This window comes from Dyella thailandensis, from assembly GCF_050749815.1.
Lineage (GTDB): Bacteria > Pseudomonadota > Gammaproteobacteria > Xanthomonadales > Rhodanobacteraceae > Dyella_A.
Window position 1 is genome coordinate 2048532 of the sequence record NZ_CP192735.1, and the last position, 19480, is coordinate 2068011.

20 protein-coding genes are annotated in these 19480 nt (G+C 68.6%); 10 read left to right on the top strand and 10 right to left on the bottom strand.

All coding sequences use genetic code 11. The features are described from left to right. Positions 1-101: 101 nt before the first annotated feature. Positions 102-1004, bottom strand: a complete 903-nt coding sequence (locus ACQVBX_RS09475) for a LysR family transcriptional regulator (protein ID WP_431633848.1) — start codon at positions 1002-1004, stop codon at positions 102-104. Between the two features lie 112 nt (positions 1005-1116). Between ACQVBX_RS09475 and ACQVBX_RS09480 the strand changes: the two genes are divergently transcribed. Beyond that, a complete protein-coding gene (locus tag ACQVBX_RS09480) occupies positions 1117-1758 on the top strand; it encodes an NAD(P)-dependent oxidoreductase (RefSeq protein ID WP_431633849.1) in 642 nt (213 codons plus the stop codon). A 7-nt stretch (positions 1759-1765) separates the two neighbouring features. Here ACQVBX_RS09480 and ACQVBX_RS09485 read toward each other — a convergent pair whose 3' ends face one another. Continuing rightward, the gene (locus ACQVBX_RS09485) at positions 1766-2374 is read right to left on the bottom strand and encodes a CGNR zinc finger domain-containing protein (RefSeq protein WP_431633850.1); all 609 of its coding nucleotides are present in this window, start codon (positions 2372-2374) and stop codon (positions 1766-1768) included. A 168-nt stretch (positions 2375-2542) separates the two neighbouring features. On the opposite strand from ACQVBX_RS09485, the gene ACQVBX_RS09490 reads away from it, so the two are divergent. From ACQVBX_RS09490 to ACQVBX_RS09515, 6 genes are all read left to right on the top strand, one after another. Then, complete coding sequence (locus ACQVBX_RS09490) at positions 2543-2839, top strand: hypothetical protein (protein ID WP_431633851.1); 297 nt, start codon at positions 2543-2545, stop codon at positions 2837-2839. A gap of 36 nt (positions 2840-2875) precedes the next feature. After that, positions 2876-3484, top strand: coding sequence for a TMEM175 family protein (locus ACQVBX_RS09495; protein ID WP_431633852.1), 609 nt, complete (start codon positions 2876-2878; stop codon positions 3482-3484). A 36-nt stretch (positions 3485-3520) separates the two neighbouring features. Beyond that, complete coding sequence (locus tag ACQVBX_RS09500; protein ID WP_431633853.1) at positions 3521-4378, top strand: alpha/beta fold hydrolase; 858 nt, start codon at positions 3521-3523, stop codon at positions 4376-4378. A 69-nt stretch (positions 4379-4447) separates the two neighbouring features. Further along, positions 4448-5386 (top strand): 23S rRNA (adenine(2030)-N(6))-methyltransferase RlmJ, encoded by a 939-nt coding sequence (locus tag ACQVBX_RS09505; protein ID WP_431633854.1) that lies wholly within the window; start codon positions 4448-4450, stop codon positions 5384-5386. Between the two features lie 96 nt (positions 5387-5482). Beyond that, positions 5483-5986, top strand: coding sequence for a Slp family lipoprotein (locus ACQVBX_RS09510; protein WP_431633855.1), 504 nt, complete (start codon positions 5483-5485; stop codon positions 5984-5986). 70 nt (positions 5987-6056) lie between these two features. Beyond that, a complete protein-coding gene (locus ACQVBX_RS09515; protein WP_431633856.1) occupies positions 6057-6965 on the top strand; it encodes a cation diffusion facilitator family transporter in 909 nt (302 codons plus the stop codon). Between the two features lie 9 nt (positions 6966-6974). On the opposite strand, the gene ACQVBX_RS09520 is transcribed toward ACQVBX_RS09515, so the two are convergent. Next, the gene (locus ACQVBX_RS09520; protein WP_431633857.1) at positions 6975-7367 is read right to left on the bottom strand and encodes a VOC family protein; all 393 of its coding nucleotides are present in this window, start codon (positions 7365-7367) and stop codon (positions 6975-6977) included. Positions 7368-7538: 171 nt separating this feature from the next. Here ACQVBX_RS09520 and ACQVBX_RS09525 point away from each other — a divergent pair, with 171 nt between their 5' ends. Both ACQVBX_RS09525 and mfd read left to right on the top strand, forming a co-directional pair. After that, positions 7539-8156 carry an N-acetyltransferase family protein gene (locus tag ACQVBX_RS09525; protein ID WP_431633858.1) on the top strand — a complete coding sequence of 206 codons (618 nt, stop codon included), beginning with the start codon at positions 7539-7541 and terminating at the stop codon, positions 8154-8156. A 193-nt stretch (positions 8157-8349) separates the two neighbouring features. Then, positions 8350-11976, top strand: a complete 3627-nt coding sequence (gene mfd / locus ACQVBX_RS09530) for a transcription-repair coupling factor (RefSeq protein WP_431633859.1) — start codon at positions 8350-8352, stop codon at positions 11974-11976. 30 nt (positions 11977-12006) lie between these two features. On the opposite strand, the gene ACQVBX_RS09535 is transcribed toward mfd, so the two are convergent. The 4 genes from ACQVBX_RS09535 to egtB all read right to left on the bottom strand — a co-directional run bounded on the left by ACQVBX_RS09535 (position 12007) and on the right by egtB (position 15489). Further along, on the bottom strand, positions 12007-12501 hold the full coding sequence (locus tag ACQVBX_RS09535) for an NAD(P)/FAD-dependent oxidoreductase (protein WP_431633860.1): 495 nt from the start codon (positions 12499-12501) through the stop codon (positions 12007-12009). Further along, on the bottom strand, positions 12467-12988 hold the full coding sequence (locus ACQVBX_RS09540; protein ID WP_431633861.1) for an NAD(P)/FAD-dependent oxidoreductase: 522 nt from the start codon (positions 12986-12988) through the stop codon (positions 12467-12469). Before ACQVBX_RS09540 ends, ACQVBX_RS09535 begins: the two co-directional genes overlap by 35 nt. Before the next feature lie 285 nt (positions 12989-13273). Continuing rightward, on the bottom strand, positions 13274-14257 hold the full coding sequence (egtD, locus tag ACQVBX_RS09545) for an L-histidine N(alpha)-methyltransferase (protein WP_431633862.1): 984 nt from the start codon (positions 14255-14257) through the stop codon (positions 13274-13276). Continuing rightward, positions 14254-15489 carry an ergothioneine biosynthesis protein EgtB gene (gene egtB / locus ACQVBX_RS09550; protein WP_431633863.1) on the bottom strand — a complete coding sequence of 412 codons (1236 nt, stop codon included), beginning with the start codon at positions 15487-15489 and terminating at the stop codon, positions 14254-14256. The genes egtD and egtB overlap by 4 nt, the downstream gene beginning before the upstream one ends. Before the next feature lie 228 nt (positions 15490-15717). Here egtB and ACQVBX_RS09555 point away from each other — a divergent pair, with 228 nt between their 5' ends. Then, a complete protein-coding gene (locus ACQVBX_RS09555) occupies positions 15718-16158 on the top strand; it encodes a DUF6491 family protein (protein ID WP_431633864.1) in 441 nt (146 codons plus the stop codon). 75 nt (positions 16159-16233) lie between these two features. Here the strand turns inward: ACQVBX_RS09555 and ACQVBX_RS09560 are convergent, their stop codons facing one another. From ACQVBX_RS09560 to ACQVBX_RS09570, 3 genes are all read right to left on the bottom strand, one after another. Then, positions 16234-16656, bottom strand: coding sequence for a hypothetical protein (locus tag ACQVBX_RS09560; RefSeq protein ID WP_431633865.1), 423 nt, complete (start codon positions 16654-16656; stop codon positions 16234-16236). 71 nt (positions 16657-16727) lie between these two features. Next, complete coding sequence (gene rlmKL, locus ACQVBX_RS09565) at positions 16728-18917, bottom strand: bifunctional 23S rRNA (guanine(2069)-N(7))-methyltransferase RlmK/23S rRNA (guanine(2445)-N(2))-methyltransferase RlmL (RefSeq protein WP_431633866.1); 2190 nt, start codon at positions 18915-18917, stop codon at positions 16728-16730. Continuing rightward, positions 18914-19441, bottom strand: coding sequence for an alpha/beta fold hydrolase (locus ACQVBX_RS09570; RefSeq protein ID WP_431633867.1), 528 nt, complete (start codon positions 19439-19441; stop codon positions 18914-18916). The genes rlmKL and ACQVBX_RS09570 overlap by 4 nt, the downstream gene beginning before the upstream one ends. Between the last annotated feature and the right edge of the window lie 39 nt (positions 19442-19480).

Consider the following 19480-nt stretch of genomic DNA (forward strand, 5'->3'; position numbering starts at 1 on the left):
TTGTGGGTGTGACGGCTTCGAGGGGGATTTCCTTTTGTGGGAATAAGAGCATCGCGGCTCCAACGGGCAGCGGCGATGGCGCTCCGCGAAGCCCGCCTCGCTCACCCCTCCGCCGCCTGCAAGTGATCGATGAAGGCGCGCACCTTGGCCGGCGCGCGCGGCCCTGGATAAACCGCATGGATGCCGCCCTCGGGGAGTCGCAAGCTTGCGAGCAAGGCGACCAGCCGGCCGGCGCGCAGGTCGTCCTCCACCAGATAGTCCGGCAGCACGGCGATGCCGACGCCCGCCAGCACCAGGCCGCGCACTGCGGCGGCGCTGTTCGCCTGGGCCACCGGTTGCAGACGCACCGTCTGGCGACGGCCGCCGCGGCCGGTGAAGGTCCAGCGCAAGGGCTGCGATAGCGCGGACATCGCGATCGCAGCACGACCGGCAAGCTCGTCCACCCGGCGCGGCGTGCCGTGCTCGTCCAAGTGCGCTGGCGCCGCCACCAGCAACTGGCGAAAGCCGCCCAGCCGCGTCGCACGCAGATTGGAATCGCGCAGCCAGCCGCCGCGGATGGCGAGGTCGAAGCGCTCGGCGATGACGTCGCTGACGTGGTCGCTCAACACCAGGTCGACCTGCACCGCCGGATAGCGGCGCATGAAGCTGGCCAACCGCGGCACCACCACCGCGTTGCCGTAGTCGAGCGAGGCGGTGAGCCGTAGCGTGCCGCTGGGACGGTCGCGCGCCGTACCGACGCGCTCGATCGCCGCTTCCGCTTCGGCCAGCAGGCGCTCGCAGTCGGCATGAAAGGTGGTGCCGGCCTCGGTCAGCGACATGCGTCGCGTGCTGCGCACCAGCAGCGTCACACCGAGCTCGCGCTCCAGCTTCGCCAGGTGCTGGCTGACCATCGCCTTGGTCATGCCCAATGCGCCGGCGGCCGCGGTAAACGAGCCGGCCCGCACTACGGCCGCGAACACCGCCAGCCGGTTGAGATTGACCTGATCCGCCCGATCGCCGCGCATCGACCACCTCCTTCACTGTCAATTTCAACTTTACAGTGAATTGCATCGGATGCCGTTTATCGCCACCAATCCGAAGCGCATGCTGCGCGCTACCTACCACCGGAGAGAACCCATGAAACTCGTATTGTTCGGCGCCACCGGCCACATCGGCCAAAGCCTCCTGGATGAAGCGCTCGCCCGCGGCCACGAGGTGACTGCCGTGGTGCGCGATCCGTCCCGCCTGCCGCAGCGGCATGACCACCTGAAAGTCGTCACCGGCGACGTGAGTCGCCCTGCCAGCTGGACCGACGCGGCCCGCGGGAGCGATGCCGCCATCGCCAGCCTCTCGGCCCGACGCGATCAGGACGCCAGCCGCGTGCCGGCTTACGCCCGCACCCTGCTGGACCATCTGGGCGACGCCGGCATCACGCGGCTGGCCTGGGTCGGCGGCGCCGGCTCGCTCGAGGTCGCGCCCGGACGGCGCGTCATCGATGCCCCCGACTTTCCCGCCGCCTGGCGCCCGGAAGCCGAGGCACAAGGCGAAGCGCTGGAGGTGTTCCGCGCTTACCGCGGGCCGGTGGAATGGACGTACGTGAGTCCGGCAGCGCTGCTCGAACCGGGCGAACGCACCGGCGCGTACCGCGTCGGCGGCGAACAGCTGCTGGTGGATGCGAGCGGCCACAGCCGCATTTCCATTGCCGATTACGCCGTCGCCCTGCTGGACCGGCTGGAACGACGCGACGCCGCCAACCGGCGCATCACCGTCGCCTACTGATCCGGCCTCACCGGCGCTCGCGCGCCCGCTGGCGGTGCGCGGCCTGCTTCGCGCGATTGCCGCACAGCTCCATGCTGCACCAGCGGCGATTGCGCGCCCGGGTGTGATCGGCGAACAGCAAGGTGCAGTTCGGGCCTTCGCAGGCCTTGACGGAGGCGAAGTCTTCGCCGGTCAGCAAGCGCGCCAGCGTGCCGCCGATCGGCAGCAGCAGCGACTCAGGTGACTTCCACCGGCGCACGGTCTGCAGCGACAGCCCGTGCGCCGCTTCCGTGGCGGGGCCGACCACTTCATGGAGCTCGTCGCGCTCCAGCAGCCGGTTCAACGGCGCCAGTTCCGCAAGCGCCTCGGCGGTCAGCGGCCGTCCCTTGTGCGCCCGCACGAAGCCGCGAAACCACTCGCGCAGATCGCGTGCCTGCGCGGCGACGCGATCCAGTTCGCCCGGCATCGCCTCCTTACGGAAACGCTCGAGCACCTCGTGCGGCACCAGTGCGGCTTGCCCAAGCCAGTTAAGCAGGCCTTCGCCATCGGCAAGCCAGTCCAGCGGCCTGTCCACCGGCGTGGCGACGGAATTGAGGAAATCCAGGCCGGGGGCATCGGCCACAAAGAGCGCAGGCATCAACAAGGTCACGGGTCACCTCCATGGCCGCAACGGTAACCATCAAAAATGATGTTGACAAGTTACGAATGGCGGAAATAACCTCCATAACAATATTTATCAAGTTACGGCTGCGACGCAGCGTCGGTCATGGCTGCCCCCCGTAACAGGCCGGATGGAGGGCAAGTCATGGCGACGAACGTGAATACGGCCGCATGGATGCACAGAGCCTGGGCCGATGGCTCGAGCTGGAGCAAGATTGCCCATCAAGTCCGCCAAAACGTCATAAAGACGGTTACTTCACCGATTTCCTTCACAGCCTGCGCCGACGACGTGGCCGCCCTGGAGCGGGTCGATGACCCGGCGGTGCCGGCTGGCCGCGCCTACCCCGGCGCCGTCGTCGGCGGCTCGCGCAGTGACCGGGTGAAGGCGTTGGTCCACGCCGCGGCACTGGCGCCGGACGAGCGCGACGCCCTCGCCCACTGAACTAGCCGCCGTAGCCATCGCACGGGGAACGCCGCCATGCATACGACACCCGAATCTGCAGGCACCGAGCGCGTCGGCGCGTTTTCGGATGCCGTTGTCGCCGTGATCATCACGCTGATGGTGCTGGAGCTGAGAGCACCGGAAAGCGCCTCGCTGAGCGCACTCGGCTCGCTGTGGCCGACGGCGGTGAGCTATGCGGCGAGTTACCTGTTCATCGCCATCGTGTGGGTCAACCACCATCACCTGCTGCGGCTCGTTCGCCGCACCACGCCGCGACTGATCTGGGTGAACTTCGCGCACCTGTTCGCGGTGTCACTGGTGCCCTTCTCCACCGCCTGGATCGCACGCACCGAGCTGGCGGCCGTGCCGGTGGCGTTCTATGCCGGGGTCTTCGTCTGCGTGAACCTCGCCTACCGGCTGTTCGAGCGCGACGTCTTTGCGCAAGCCGACGAACCGCAACTGTGCGAACGCGCCCGGCGCATGGCTCGGCGCCGCTCGGCCGGCACGCTGCTGGCCTTCGCTGCCGCGACGGCGATCGCCCTGTGGTCGCCCGTCGCCGGATTCCTTCTCGTCTGTACCGCGCTGGTCCTGTACCTGCGGCCGGAAGCCCCCGGCAGCGCCTTTCGCACGGCCAGCACCGATTGATGCGCCACCGCGCGCCCCACCGCCAGGAGAACTGCCATGTCCACCACCATCCATTACCGCTCTACCGACGTCGACGGCTTCAACGTGTTCTATCGCGAAGCCGGCCGCCCGGGCGCACCGAAACTGCTGCTGTTGCACGGCTTCCCGAGCTCGAGCCACATGTTCCGCGACTTGATTCCGTTGCTGGCCGACCGCTTCCACATCGTCGCGCCGGACCTGCCGGGCTTTGGCCAGTCGGCGATGCCGCCACGCGATGGGTTCTCCTACACCTTCGACCATCTGGCACAGGTGATCGACCGGTTCACCGAGGTGGTCGGCTTCGATCGCTTCGTGGTCTACGTCTTCGACTACGGCGCGCCGGTGGGCTTGCGCATCGCGATGAAGCATCCGGAGCGCATCGCCGGCATCGTGTCGCAGAACGGCAACGCCTACGTCGAGGGACTCAGCGAAGGCTGGAACCCGATCCAGGCGTACTGGAGCGATCCCTCGCAGAAGAACCGCGATGCGCTGCGCGCCTTCCTGGCGCCGGAAGCCACCTGCTGGCAGTACGTGCACGGCGTGCCCGACGAATCGCAGATATCGCCCGATGGCATTGCGCTGGACAACCACTACCTCGCCCGGCCGGGGTCGGACGAAATACAGCTGGACCTCTTCGGCGACTACCAGAGCAACGTGGCGCTGTACCCCGTGTTCCAGGCGTACTTCCGCACCCATCGCCCGCGCTTCCTGGCGATCTGGGGCAAGCACGATCCGTTCTTCCTGCCGCCGGGTGCCGAGGCGTTCAAGCGCGACCTGCCCGATGCCGACGTGCGCTTCCTCGACACCGGGCATTTCGCCCTGGAAACGCATGCGGGCGAGATCGCTACGGCGATCGGGGACGTCTTCGGCCGCTGAGCGAGTTCGCTGCCGAGATGGGAGGAAGGCCGCCACTTATACTGGGGCCTTCTCCGCCGGTCGCACCCCATGAATTACCGCCACGCCTTCCACGCCGGCAACTTCGCCGATGTTCTCAAGCACACCGTGCTGCTGGCGCTGATCGAGGCGCTCGAGGCCAAGCCCACGCCGTTTGCCTACATCGACACGCACGCCGGCAGTGGCTGCTACGCGCTGGACGGGCGCGAGGCGGGCAAGACCGGCGAGTACAAGGATGGTATCCACCGCCTGCTGTTTCCCGACATGGGCGCCACCGATGCGGCTTCCGCTTCGTTGCCGCCGCTACTGCGCCGCTGGCTCGACGGCATCCTCGCCCTGCCCGGCAACGAGGACGGCCTGAAGCTCTATCCCGGCTCGCCGCTGCAAGCGGCGCGGGCGCTGCGCGAGGGCGACAGTGCGCAGCTGTGCGAACTGCATCCGGAAGAAGCTTCGCGCCTGCGCGAACTGTTCCAGCGCGACGCGCGCGTGCACGTGCATCACCGCAATGGCTACGAGGCGCTGAAGGGGCTGGTGCCGCCGAAGGAGAAGCGCGGGCTGGTGCTGATCGATCCGCCGTACGAGGCGCAGGAGGCCGAGTACCGGCTGATCGAGCAGGCGCTGAAGGGGGCGATTGAGCGCTGGCCCACCGGTGTCTATGCGGTGTGGTACCCGATCAAGCTGCGCAGCCAGGTGCAGCCGTTCCTGCGCGGCCTGCAGCACGGCATCGCCCGCCGCGTGCTGCGCGCCGAACTGCTGGTGCACCCGGACGATTCACCGCTGCGCCTCAACGGCTCGGGCATGGTGGTGCTCAACGCACCGTGGAATCTCGACCAGACCCTGCGCGAGCCGCTGCGCGCGATGGCGCGATTGCTCGGTCAGGGTGAGCCTGCCGAGTGGAAGCTGGACTGGCTGGCCAACGACAGCGCCGAGGCGCCCACCCCGCCCTCGCCATCGCGCCGCCCGCCGCCACGTTCAGCGCGGCCGCGCTAAGCTGGCGACCTCGATTCGGCGGGGCGTATCCGGCCCCGTTCGGACGTCCATCGCGATTGCGCCATGCTGTCTTGCCGTCTGCCCAGGAGCCTTGCCATGCGTCGCCTTCTTCGCCCTCTGCTTGCCTCCACCGCGCTGCTGGCGCTGGCCGCCTGCGCGCCGGCGCCGATCTACAAGGTGGCGCCCAATGCCGTGGCCGCCGTGCCATTCGAAGTGGCGCGCGCGCCGGAGCGCTATGCCAACGGCAGCGTGATCTGGGGTGGCCGCGTGGTCAGCGTGAACAACCTGGCCGACCGCAGCGAGATCGAGGTGCTGGCCTATCCGCTCGACTCCTCGCAGCGCCCCAAGGTGGGCGATACCGGAAACGGACGTTTCATCGCGGTCATGCACGGCTTCGTGGAGCCGATGGCCTACCCCAACGGCGCGTTGATCACGGTGGCCGGCAAGCTCAACGGCAGCCGCGCGGGCAAGGTCGGCGAGGCCGACTACGTGTTCCCGCTGGTCACTGTCGACCAGGCCCACGCGTGGACGGCCGAGGAGATGCAGGCCGGGCGCAACAACGTCCACTTCGGCGTGGGTGTGGGCGTGGGCATCCACTGAGCCGCCCGCCGGCGCAAGGATCTGCGCCGCCGCTACACTGTGCGGCCCGATCCCGTGATGGAACACCCGCATGTCCGGCCATGCCAATTCGCTCAAGGCGATCTTCCTCGCGCTGGGCGCGAACTTCGCGATCTTCTTGTCCAAGCTGGTGGCCGCCCTGGTCACCGGCTCGGGCGCCATGCTGGCCGAGGCGGTGCACTCGCTGGCCGACTGCGGCAACCAGGGCCTGTTGCTGCTCGGCATGCGCCAGACGCAGCGACCCGCTTCGGATGAATTCCCGCTCGGCTGGGGCCGGGCGATGTACTTCTGGTCGTTCCTGGTCGCCATCCTGCTGTTCAGCGTGGGCGGCATGTTTTCCGTCTACGAGGGCATGCACAAGCTCAGCCATCCCGAACCGCTGAAGTGGCCGTGGCTGGCGCTGGGCGTGCTGGTGTTCGGCATCGTCGCCGAAGGCATCTCGATGCGCGGCTGCATGCAGGAAGTGAACAAGGCGCGCGGCAACCAGCCGCTGTGGACCTGGTTTCGCGAGACGCGCTCGAGCGAACTGCTGGTGATCTTCGGCGAAGACCTCGCCGCGCTGATCGGCCTGTGTCTGGCCGCCCTGGCCGTGGGCGCCACCATGCTCACCGGCAACCTGATGTTCGACGCGCTGGGCACGCTGGCGATCGGCGTGCTGCTGCTGGTGGTGGCGGTGCTGCTGGCGGTGGAGGTGAAGGCGCTGCTGATCGGCCAGGGCGTGGAGCCGCGCCGCCGCGCCGAGCTGCTCACCTTCCTCAAGAGCCGGCCGGAAGTGGCCGAGGTGCTCAACCTGATCACCCTGCAGATGGGCCCGGACGTGATGGTGGCGGTGAAGGCGAAGATGGAGCCGGCCAGCTCCGACCGCGGCCTGATCGATGCCATCAACGCGGTGGAGGCAGCGATGAAGGCCGAATTTACCGACATCCGCTGGAGCTTCTTCGAGCCCGACGTTACCGATTGAGCGGGCGGCTCAGCCTTTCGGCTGCAGCAGGTCCCAGGGGTTGCCGTACAGGTCCTCGAATACGACCACCGTGGCGTACGGCTCTTCGCGCGGCGTCTCACGGAAGCTGACGCCGGCGGCGAGCATGCGCCGGTAATCGCCCCAGAAATCGTCGGTACGCAGGAACAGGAACACCCGTCCGCCCGCCTGGCGACCGACGGCCGCCCGCTGCTCGTCGGTTGCCGCCTGCGCCAGCAGCAGACCAGTGCCATCGGAGCCCGGCGGCGCCATCACCACCCAACGCTTGCCGCCACCGAGCGGCGTATCCTCGCGCAAGGTGAAGCCCAATCGCGTGGTGAACCAGGCGATCGCCTCGTCGTAGTCGTTCACCAGCACGGTGAGCTGGGCCAGTTGCTGGGACATCGCAGAGAACTCCTGTGGCGGGTTGCCGCATCGCGGCATGATCGGAGCAGACCATCATGGCACGAACGCCCGGAAAGTCGCCTCCCGCCTGCTTCCGCGAGCGATACAGCCGGCCATACCAGTGTCGCGTACGTTCATGTTGCAGCGCACTAGATACGCTAAAGTATGGACATGAACGCCCTGCCGATTCCGACCCTGATGCGCGCCGCCCCGTCGATGATCGTCCCGCCGCGTAGCCGCGAGCGTTTCGCCCCCCGCCTGGAGGCCGTGCCCGCGGCCAACGTGGGCGAGCCGGTGCGCACGCGCGACGGCCGCAACCTGTTCCTGCGCAGCATCCGTCCCGACGACGTGGCCGCCCTCAAGCGCTGCTTTACCCGGCTCTCGCCCGAAGATATCCGCCGCCGCTTCCTGCACGCGATGTCCGAGCTGCCCGAGCCGATGGCGCAGCGCCTGTGCAACATCGACCCGGCGAAGGAAACCGCCTTCGTGCTGATGGACGAGGCGGTGGAACCGGCCGAGATGCGCGGCGTGGGCCGCATCTACGTGGACGAGTCGGCTAACAGCGCCGAGTTCTCGGTGCTGGTGGAGCACGACTGGGCCCGGCGCGGCCTGGGCGCCCTGCTCATGCAGCGCCTGGTGGACGATTGCCGGCGCCGCGGCCTGCACGAGATCTGGGGCTACGTGCTGATGGAGAACCGGCCGATGCTGCAGCTGTGCCGCGAGCTCGGTTTCCAGCGCCGCCCCGCCACCGACGAGCCCGGCACCGCGCAGATCTCGCTCAAGCTCTAGCGACTGCCCATTCCCGTTGTAGGAGCCCGCTTGCGGGCGATGCTCTTCGCCCTGGATCGAGATCAAAGCAAAAGCATCGCCCGCGAGCGGGCTCCTACATAGGGGCGGTGGCTGCCGGCTCGGCGGCGGGGTCGCAGTACACTTGTGCGCTTTACCCGCGCGTTCCGCGCGTCGACGAGCCACGCGCCAGTCCATGCCCGATTCCAGCCCCACGATCTCCCACCCGCCGCTTCCCACCACACCGCGCCAGCGCCGCTTCTGGACGCCGCCGCACGGCTCCGCCCGCGCGCTGCTGATCGCCGAGTCCGCGCGTTCGCACAACGGCCTGCTGGTGGCCGTCACGCGCGACACCCAGCGCGCCTCGGCGCTGGAAGACGAGCTGAAGCTGTTCGCCGGCAACCTGCCGGTGCTGCACTTCCCGGACTGGGAAACCCTGCCCTACGACATCTTCAGCCCGCACTCGGAGATCGTCTCCCAGCGCATCGCCACGCTGTACCGACTGCCGTCGGTGACGCGCGGCGTGCTGGTGGTGCCGGTGGCCACGCTGATGCAGCGCATCGCCCCGCGCAGCCACATCACCGGCGCCGGCCTGATGCTGGCCAAGGGCCAGAAACTGGACCTGCTCGCCGAACAGCGCCGGCTCGAGGCGGCCGGCTACCGCTACGTGCCGCAGGTGGCCGAGGCCGGCGATTTTGCGGTGCGCGGCGCGCTGATCGACATCTTCCCGATGGGCGCGGCCGAGCCGTACCGCATCGAGCTGTTCGACGACGAGGTGGAATCGATCCGCAGCTTCGACCCGGAGACCCAGCGCTCGCAGCAGCCGGTGAAGAAGGTGGAGTTGCTGCCCGGTCGCGAGTTCCCGCTCACCGAGAACGCCGCCAAGGATTTCCGCACGCGCCTGCGCGAGCGCTTCCCGATCGACATCCGCCGCTGTCCGCTCTACCAGGACATGAAAGAGGGCGTGACGCCCGGCGGCATCGAGTACTACCTGCCGCTGTTCTTCGAGCAGACCGCCACGCTGTTCGACTACCTCGCCAGCGATGCGCTGTTCGTACTGGGCGAAGGCGCCGGCGAGGCGGCCGAGCAGTTCTGGACGCAGACCGCCGAGCGCTACGACCAGCGCGCACACGACATCGAGCGCCCGGTGCTGCCGCCGGCCGAGCTGTACCTCTCGCCCGAACAGCTGCGCGAGCAGTGGAACAAGCGCCTGCGCGTGGAGATCGTGCCCTCCGGCCACGAGCACAGCGTGGATGCCGGCACGCAGCCGGCCCCCGAGGTGGCGCTGAATCGCAAGGGCGAGGAGCCCGGCACATCGCTCAAGCACTTCCTGGCCAGCTACAAGGGGCGTGTGCTGGTGGCTGCCGACTCGGCCGGCCGGCGCGAGTCGCTGATCGAGCAGCTGGCGGCGGCGGGGATGAAGCCGGCGAACGTGGAGAGCTGGAGCGCATTCCTCGGGCTGGCCGGGACTGCTCCCTCTCCCCTGACGCAGTCGGGGGAGAGGTCTGGGGAGAGGGGGGCTTCTGGCTGCTCGTCTGAAATCAAGAGCAACCCCCTCACCCCAACCCTCTCCCCCGGCCAAGCCGGGGGAGAGGGAGCCGCATCGCGCAAAGCCGCGGGAGAGGGAGTTGGTGCGCGCTTCGCGATCACCATCGCCCCGCTGGAACAGGGCTTCGCGCTGACCAAACCCGCGATCACCGTGCTCACCGAGCGCGAACTGTTCGGCGAGCGCGTGCGCAGCGAGCGCAAGCGTCGGCGCGGTCAGGCGCGCGATCCGGACACCATCATCCGCGATCTCACCGAGCTGTCGATCGGCTCGCCGATCGTGCACGTCGACCACGGCGTGGGCCGCTACCAGGGCCTGGAGTCGATGGAGCTCGGCGGCATGGAAGGCGAGTTCCTGATCATCGAGTACGCCAAGGGCGACAAGCTCTACGTGCCGGTGGCGCAGCTCGGCCTGGTCAGCCGTTACTCCGGCACGGCGCCGGAGCTGGCACCGCTGCACTCGCTGGGCGGCGACGCGTGGGAACGGGCGCGCAAGAAGGCGGCCGAGAAGGTGCGCGATGTCGCTGCCGAGCTGTTGGCGATCTACGCCCAGCGCGAGGCGCGCGGCGGCGAGTCGATGGCGGTGGATCGCCAACTGGTGGAGGAATTCGGCGCCAGCTTCCCGTTCGAGGAAACCCCGGACCAGGAGCAGGCGATCGACGCCGTGCTGGGCGACCTCGCCGCGCCGCGCGCGATGGACCGGGTGATCTGCGGCGATGTGGGCTTCGGCAAGACCGAGGTGGCGCTGCGCGCCGCGTTCGCCGCGGCCACCGCCGGCAAGCAGGTTGCGGTGCTGGTGCCGACCACCCTGCTCGCCCAGCAGCACTACCGCAACTTTGCCGACCGCTTCGCCGACTGGCCGGTGAAGGTCGACGTGCTCTCGCGCTTCCGCTCCACCAAGGAAGTGAACGAGGCGCTCAAGCGCCTCGCCGACGGCCAGATCGACGTGATCGTGGGCACCCACAAGCTGCTGCAGCCGGACATCAAGTTCAAGAATCTGGGCCTGGTGATCGTGGACGAGGAGCAGCGCTTCGGCGTGCGCCAGAAGGAGCGGCTGAAGAAGCTGCGCGCCGAGGTGGATCTGCTGACCATGACCGCCACGCCGATTCCGCGCACGCTGAACATGGCGATGAGCGGCCTGCGCGACCTGTCGCTGATCACCACCCCGCCCGCACACCGCATGGCGGTGCGCACCTTCGTGGCGGCATGGGATCCGGCGACGATCCGCGAGGCGTTTCAGCGCGAGCTGTCGCGCGGTGGCCAGGTGTACTTCCTGCACAACGAGGTCGAATCGATCGAGCGCACCGCGCGCGAACTGCAGGAGCTGATTCCCGAGGCGCGCATCGGCATCGCCCACGGCCAGATGCCCGAGCGCGAGCTGGAGCAGGTGATGGCGGACTTCCACCGCCAGCGCTTCAACGTGCTGGTGTGCACCACGATCATCGAGACCGGAATCGATATCCCGACCGCCAACACCATCATCATCAACCGCGCCGATCGCTTCGGCCTGGCCCAGCTGCACCAGCTGCGCGGCCGCGTCGGTCGTTCGCATCACCGCGCCTATGCCTACCTGGTGGTGCCGGATCGCAAGTCGATGACGCCCGATGCCGAGAAGCGCCTCGAAGCGCTGGCCTCGTTGGAGGAACTGGGCGCCGGCTTCACCCTGGCCACCCACGACCTGGAGATCCGCGGCGCCGGCGAGCTGCTGGGCGACGAACAGTCCGGCCAGATCCAGGAGATCGGCTTCGGCCTCTACACCGAGCTGCTGGACCGCGCCGTGCGTGCACTGAAGAGCGGCAAGGTGCCGGACTTCGACTTGAGCTCCGAGCACGAGACCGAGGTGGAGCTGCACCTGCCGGCGCTGATCCCGGACGACTACTTGCCCGACGTGCACGCGCGGCTGACCCTGTACAAGCGCATCGCCAGCGCGAAGAGCGACGAGCACCTGCGCGACCTGCAGGTGGAGATGATCGACCGCTTCGGCCTGCTGCCCGAGCCGACCAAGAACCTGTTCGCGCTGGCCACGCTGAAGCTGATGGCCACGCCGCTGGGGATCCGCAAGCTGGACTTCGGCCCGACCGGCGGGCGCATCCTGTTCCGCGAAAAGCCCGAAGTGGATCCGCTGCTGATCATCAAGCTGATCCAGAGCCTGCCGCGCGTCTACAAGCTCGAAGGTCAGGACAAGCTAAAGGTCACGCTGGACCTGCCCGGCGCCACCGAGCGCATCCGCAGCGCGCAGGAAGTGCTGATCATGCTGGGCGCGCGACGGCCGGCCTGAGGGCAATCCGGCGAGGATTTGTAGTCGCGGCTACCAGGCGGCGCCGATCGCCTGCGCCATCGCCCACCCGCTCTGGAACGCGTTTTCCACGCGCGCGCCGAGGCACCAGTCACCGCCCACCCACAGGCGCGCGGACGCATCGGCGAGCATCGGCTGACCGAGCGGCCGGGTGGTCATCGCATAACGCCAGCGATGGGCCTGGGCGAACGTGATCGGCGGCAGCGCCACGCCCGTCCATTCGGCCAGGGCCGATAGCATCAACGTCAGGACTTCGTCCGGCGAGTGCTCCAGATGCGCGGCGCTCCATTCCGGCGCGGCGTGGACGAGCCAGCGGTCGCCGTGGCCCACGAGTCCGCCGCGGCTGGATTGCCGAGCGATCCAGGCGATCGGGCCCGCGTCGAAGCGTGCCGCCTCGAACGGCACGTCCAGCGGCGCATCGAAGGCGAACATCGCCGCCCAGCATGGCGCGATGTCGATGCGCTCCAGTGCATCAGCCAGCGGCGACACGCCCAGCGAGCAGCGCACGGGCCTGCGGCGCAGGCGCAGTGATGACGACGGCATCGAAGTATTCGGCATGGCCCTGCTCGGCCAACCGCAGCTCCCACTGGTCAGCGAGTCGACGCAGCGCGCTCACGGTGGAACGCAGGCGAATATCCAGCGCGTCGGCCAGCGGCCGGACCAGCGCACTCATGCCGGACGTTCCGATCCACCACGTGTGCGTGGGCTGCACGGCATCCGCCGGCAGGCGCGGCGACCACGCGGCGGCAGCCCCGGCCTCCTGCAGATTTTCCAGCAGATCGACAAAGGCCGGATCACGAGCCGTCACGAACTGCGCGCCGTGGTCGTAGGCATCGCCGCTGTCGGTGCGGCGCGTGGCGAGCCGCCCGCCGACGCCGCGGCTCTTCTCGAAGATCACCGGCGACAGGCCCTGCTGGTGCAGCCGGTGTGCGCAGGTGAGGCCGGCCATGCCGGCGCCGAGGATGGCGATGCGGGGAGATACGTGGTCGTGCATGCGACAGGCCTGGGGATGACAGGCGAGTGTGGCATCGCAGTCATGGGGCGGGAATGCGGCGTGACGTTGCAGGCACGGGCGGAATGACCCCGCTGCGCGCCCTCTTCCGCCTGCCCTACGATCGAGGCCCGGCACCGCGTGCAGCCGGGCCATGCGCCCCACGATGGCTGTCGTCGGAACCGGGCTGACACTTCGCGCCACACATCCCTTGGGCGCCGGACCACGTCCACGGCCGGCCCTCAGCGGCCGGCCGTCACGTAGTCGAAACGAAGGTTCCCGGCGTCGTCAGCTGGTTGCGCCCGCGCGCACCAGGTATTGCACGCTGAACATCTCTTCGGGATCGAGCCACACGTTGCGCACTTCCAGGCCCGCCCGATGGGCCAGTGCGGCGAAATCCTCGAGCGAGTACTTGCAGCTGTATTCGACCTGCATCGCTTCGCCCTCACGGAAGCGCACCAGCTGGCGGCCGACGCTGACGCTCTGCTCGGCGGTGGACACGATGTGCGTTTCGATGCGCCCGGCCATCGGGTTGTAGCGAGCGCGATGGCGGAAGCGGCCGAGATTGAAATCGCTGCCGGTGGCGCGGTTCACGTGGGCCAGCATGTTGAGGGTGAACTCGGCGGTGACCCCCGCCGCGTCGTTGTACGCCGCCTCCAGCAGGGCGACGTCCTTCTTGAGGTCGACACCGATCAGGATGCCACCGCTCTCACCCATTTCGCCGCGCATCTTGCGCAGCAGCGTGGCCGCTTCGGCGGCATCGAAGTTGCCGATGGTGGAGCCGGGGAAATAGATCACCGTGCGCCGCGCGCCGCGCGGCGAGACCGGCAGGCGCAGGCCCTTGGTGAAGTCCGCGCACAGGGGCTGCACCGGCACCTGCGGGAACCTTGCAGTGAGGCGCTGCACGCTCTGGCGCAACGGCTCGGGCGAGATTTCCACCGGCACGTAGGCCACCGGCGCGGCGAGGTGCTGCAGCAGGATGTCGGTCTTGATCGCGTGGCCGCTGCCGTATTCGACCAGGCGCACGTCCGGGCCCAGAGCCTGCGCGATCTGTGCGCCGTGCGACTGCATCAGCGCGATCTCGCAGCGGGTGAGGTAGTACTCCGGCTGCTCGCAGATCTGCTCGAACAGGTGCGAGCCGCGTTCGTCGTAGAACAGCCACGAGGGCAGCCGCTTGGGGCTGGCGCGCAGGCCGCGCTGGACGATCTCCAGCACCAGGTTGTCCGGCGGGCGACGGTCGTCGTCGCGAAGATCCGCTACTTGTGAATTCATCGATCGTGTCCCAGTCGAATCCCTGCGAACTGCCAGCGGGCGTGAGGTGGAAAGAAGTTGCGGTAGCTTGCCCGCACGTGGTCGCACGGCGTGACACAGCTGCCGCCGCGCAGCACCCACTGCCCGTTCATGAACTTGCCGTTGTATTCGCCCAGCGAGCCGGGCAGCGTCTGAAAACCGGGGTAGCTGACGTAGGGTGAGCCGGTCCACTCCCACACGTCGCCGAACATCTGCACCAGCCCCTCGTCGCCCGGTGCCGGCTGCGGATGCAGGTGGCCGCTGTCCTGCAAGTTTCCCCGCACCGGCAATGCGGCGGCGGCCGATTCCCACTCCGCCTCGGTCGGCAGGCGCGCGCCGGCCCAGCGCGCGAAGGCATCGGCTTCGAAATAGCTCAGGTGGCATACCGGCGCGGCCGGGTCGAGCGCCGTCACGCCATGCAGGGTGAATTCGCTGGCCAGATCCGGCTGCCAATAGATCGGCTTTTCCCAGCTTTCGGCCTGCACCGTGGCCCAGCCGTCGGAGAGCCAGAGGCCCGGTTCGCGATAGCCGCCGTCGTGCACGAAGGCAAGGTATTCGGCGTTGGTCACCAGCCGATGGGCCAGTGCGTGCGGCTGCAGCAGGGCGCGGTGGCGCGGCGTCTCGTTGTCGAAAGTGAACCCGCCACCAGCATGGCCGATCTCGACGATGCCCTCGCGCCCCGCTACCCAGCGCATCGGCGCCGCAGGCGCGCCTGCCGGCCCGCGCGACGGCTCGCTGTACGCGGGCAGCAGCGGGTTGCACCACAGCGCGTGCTTGATATCGGTGAGCAGCAGCTCCTGATGCTGTTGTTCGTGGTTCAAGCCCAGCTCCACCAGCGTGGCGAGTTCCGGATCGTCGCCGGTCGAGAGCTGTTCGCTCACCGCCTCGTCGACGTAACGTCGGTAATCGAGCACCTCGGCCAGCGAGGGGCGCGACAGCAGGCCGCGACGTGGCCGGGCATGCATGGGCCCAACCGACTGGTAGTAGGAATTGAACAGCACCATCCACTCGGGCCGTCGCGGGGCGTGGCCGGGACGACGCGACAGCACGAACTGTTCGAAGAACCAGGTGGTGTGGGCGAGGTGCCACTTGCCCGGGCTGGCATCGGGCATCGACTGCACCATCAGGTCTTCCGCGCTCAGCGGGGCGCTGAGCGATACCGTGCGCTGTCGGATGGCCTGGAAGCGTGGCAGGAGATCGGCCGCGATGGCCATGGGAGCTACCGTCACGCGGCGCCCCCGGACAATGACGACAGCAGATCCATCATGGGGCGGCGAGAGCGCGCGAGCATGCGAAGGGCTGGTAACGGGAACAACGTCCGATGTTGCCGCAGCATTCGTTCAGATCCTGTGATACGCCGATGGCAGATAGTGATTCCAGGCCAGCTGTGCAAGGTCCCGGCCGCGCTCGCCGGATCCAACAACCCGATGACGAGGTGAACCATGAAAGTGCCCGTTTCCGCCCTGTTGCTGTCCCTGTTGGTGACCGCCGCGGCCAGCGCCGCCACCGCCCCGCAGGCACGCACGCCGATCAAGCCGATCGGCGACTGCATTCGCATTGATCAGATCAACGAGTGGCACATCGTCGACAACCGCACCGCCGCTGTCCGCACCGGGCCGAAGCGTTATCGCGTCGACCTGCAGAGCGACTGCCCGCGGCTGGGCCTGGGGCCGGCAGGCCTGATCTTCCGGCCCAACCCGTCCAACCAGGCCCTGGGCAACAGCCGCATCTGCGGCGAAGTCGGCGAGACGGTGCGCTCGCACGAGCAGCCGCCGTGCGCGATCCAGTCGGTGCAGATCATCGACAAGGCCGAGTTCGATCGCCTGTCGGCCAAGGCACGGCGCAGCGGCAGCGCGGCCGACCAGCCCACGCGTAAGCCCTGAGCTTTCGGCGGCGTCTGCGCGCAAAGAAAAAGCCCGGCCTGTGCCGGGCTTTTTCTCTGGAATCGTTCGCCGCGATCAGTCGCCGTAGTAGCCGTCGTCGCGCACGTAGCGGGTGGGGTAGCCGTCGTCGTAGACCACGGTGCGCGTTTCCACCACGCGGCGCTCCACAACAGGACGATCTTCGTAGATCACCGTGCGCGGGCGGGCGTAGACCACCGGGCGGTCATAGTAGACCGGGCGCGGATTGACCGCCGCATCCACCAGGCCCACCACCGCGCCGGCGACGAGCGCACCGGCGATCCAGCGGCCGCCGCTCCAGTGGCCGCCATGGTGATAGCCGCCATGGTAGCCACCGTGATACCCGCCGTAGTAGCCGCCACCGTGGTAACCGCGGTAGCCACCGTGATGACCCCAGCCACCGGCCGTCGCGCTCAGCGGCAGCGAGAGCGCCGAAGCCGTCATCAGGGCGAGTGCTGCGATCTTGCTTTTGCTGTTCATGCGGGTCACCACCTGTGTGCGTCTATGCGTAGTGAATGCTCGGCTTCACCGACTTAATGCGCACTGAAACCTCACCGACGCTTGATCCGGGCGGTATCCCACGGGTTCACGTCGCTCGCCACCGCGTGCGGACGCAGCAGCCAGCAGCCGTGGATGTCGGCGCGGCGGGCGAAATCGAACGGGATGCTGGGGGCGGTCCAGTCCTCGATGGTGAAGCGTTCCTCCAGCGCCGCGCGATCCAGTGCGAAGCGGCGGAAGTTGTTGGAGAACACGATCACGCCGTCGTTCGCCAGCCGGTCGCCGCAGGCCATGAGCAGGGCGACGTGATCGCGCTGCACGTCGAAATCCTCGGCGCGCTTGGAGTTGGAGAAGGTCGGCGGATCGACGTAGATCACCCCGTAGCGATCGCGCTCGCCGCGCAGGAATTCCATCGCGTCGGCCTGGATCAGCTTGTGCGCGCTGCCGGTGAAGCCATTCAGTGCGAGGTTGCGCGAGGCCCAGTCCAGGTACGTTGCCGAAAGATCCACGCTGGTGGTGTCGCGCGCGCCGCCGGCCGCCGCGTAGACGCTGGCGGTGGCGGTGTAGGCGAACAGGTTGAGGAAGCGCCGGCCCTTGGCCAGCTCTCGCAGGCGCGCGCGCACCAGCCGGTGGTCTAGAAACAAGCCGGTGTCGAGGTAGTCGGTGAGGTTGACCAGGAACTTCAGGCCACCCTCTTCCACCTCGACGAATTCACCGCGCTGGTCGAACTGGCCGTACTTCGACCCGCCCTTGCCGCGCTCGCGGGTCTTCAGTGCGATGCGCTCGCGCGGCAGGCCGAACACCTCGCCCGCCACGCGGGTGATCTCGCGCATGCGCGTGCGCGCCGTTTCCACCGGGATCTCCACCGGCGCGCGATATTCCTGGATGTGCAGCCAGGTGTCGTCCGCCGCGTTGGCGTAGACGTCGATGGCGGCGGCGTACTCGGGCAGGTCCTGGTCGTAGGCGCGCCAGCAGTGGATGCCCTCGCGCTGCAGCCGTTTGCGCAGGTGCTTGAGGTTCTTTTCCAGCCGGTTCTTCAGCATCTGCGCGCCGGGCGACAGCGGCTTGGACTCGTGCGGCATCGCCTCGCGGGCGTGCAGCTCGAAGATCAGCAGCACGGTTTCCAGCGCGCCGTTGTAGAGCGTGTATTTCTTTTCCGCGCGCAGCGGCATCGCCCGGCCCAGCTCCACGTCGCCGGCCAGCACGGCGGCGCGCCAGCCGGTGAAGCGGGCGCGCAGCGTTTCGCCCAGCGCGCGATACAGCGGCGGCATTTGCTCGCGCTCGCCCAGGCGCTCGCCGTAGGGCGGATTGGTGATCACCAGGCCGCCCGGCACGCCCGGCGGCGGCGCCACGTGCAGGGCGTCGTGGCGATCGAGCGTGAAGAAGCCGGCGACGCCCGCTTCCTGTGCGTTGCGCTTGGCGGTCTGCACCATGCGCGGGTCCGAGTCGGAGCCGAAGAAGCACGAGCGCAGCGCGCGCAGGCCGGCCTCGGCGCGCTGCGTGGCCTCCTCGTGCAAACGCTTCCACAGCGCGATGTCGTGCTGCGCCCAGCCGAGAAAGCCGAAGTATTCGCGGTGCAGCCCCGGCGCCACGTCGGCGGCCATCCAGGCCCCCTCGATGAGCAGCGTGCCGGAGCCACACATCGGGTCGAGCAATGCGCCGCCCTCGGCGTAGATCTGCGGCCAGCCGGCGCGCAGCAGCATCGCGGCGGCGAGGTTTTCCTTCAGCGGTGCCTCGCCCTGCAGCTCGCGCCAGCCGCGGCGGTGCAGCGGGCTGCCGGAGAGATCCAGCGACAGCGTGGCGCGATCGCGACGCAGGCGCACGTTGATGCGCACGTCCGGCTCGTCGGTATCCACGCTGGGACGCTCGCCGTCGCGCTGGCGGAACTGGTCGACCACCGCATCCTTCACCCGCTGCGCCAGGTACTGGCTGTGGGTGAGCTTGCTCAGCGTGGTGTGCGCGTCGACCGCCAGCGTGGCGTGACTGGCGAGATGGGTCGACCAGTCTATCGATTGAACGCCGGCATACAGCGCCTCGTCGGTCGCCGCGTCGAACTCGCCCAGCGGCAGCAGCACGCGGCTGGCCAGGCGCGACCACAGGCAGGCGCGGTAGGCGGTTTCCAGCGTGGCGGAAAAGTGCACACCGGCGACCGTCTCGCGCGTGTCCTGCGCACCGAGCGAGGCCAGTTCGTCCTTGAGCAGGTATTCCAGGCCCTTCGGGCAGCTGGCGAAGAAAGCCGTCATGCGCGCGCCGCCAGTTGATCGAGGAACAGTCGGAACTGCCCTGCGATGGCGTCGACGCTGGCGCCGAGGCGATGGTCGTCGTCGAGGATCAGCAGCGGCAGCTGGCGTCGCGCGGCAAAGGTGTACATGTCATCCAGCGGGCACAGCTCGTCGCGCCAGCCGTGGATCAGCACGGTGGGCACGTCGGGGGTGACGTCGAAATCCACCTCGCAGCCGGGGATGCTCTCCGGCGTGGCCAGCAGGAACAGGCCGGCGACCGGATGCTCCAGCGAGGCCAGCCCGGAGACGAACGCGCCCATGCTGGAACCCACCAGCACCGGCGGCGCGGGTTGCGCCTCGATTGCGGCGCGCAGGCGGGCCAGCCGCGCCGGCACGGAACCGGCGTAGCCCAGCGCGTCGTCTTCGCGGTAATCGGGGCGCAGCGTGGTCCAGCCCAGCGATTCGGCGAGCGCGGCCAGCGCGCTGACCTTGGTGGCGTCGGGGCCGGAATCGGAACCGTGCGAGAGGATGATCGGGCTGCGCATGGCGGCTCCTGGGCGGGGCGGGCCGTCCATGATACCCGG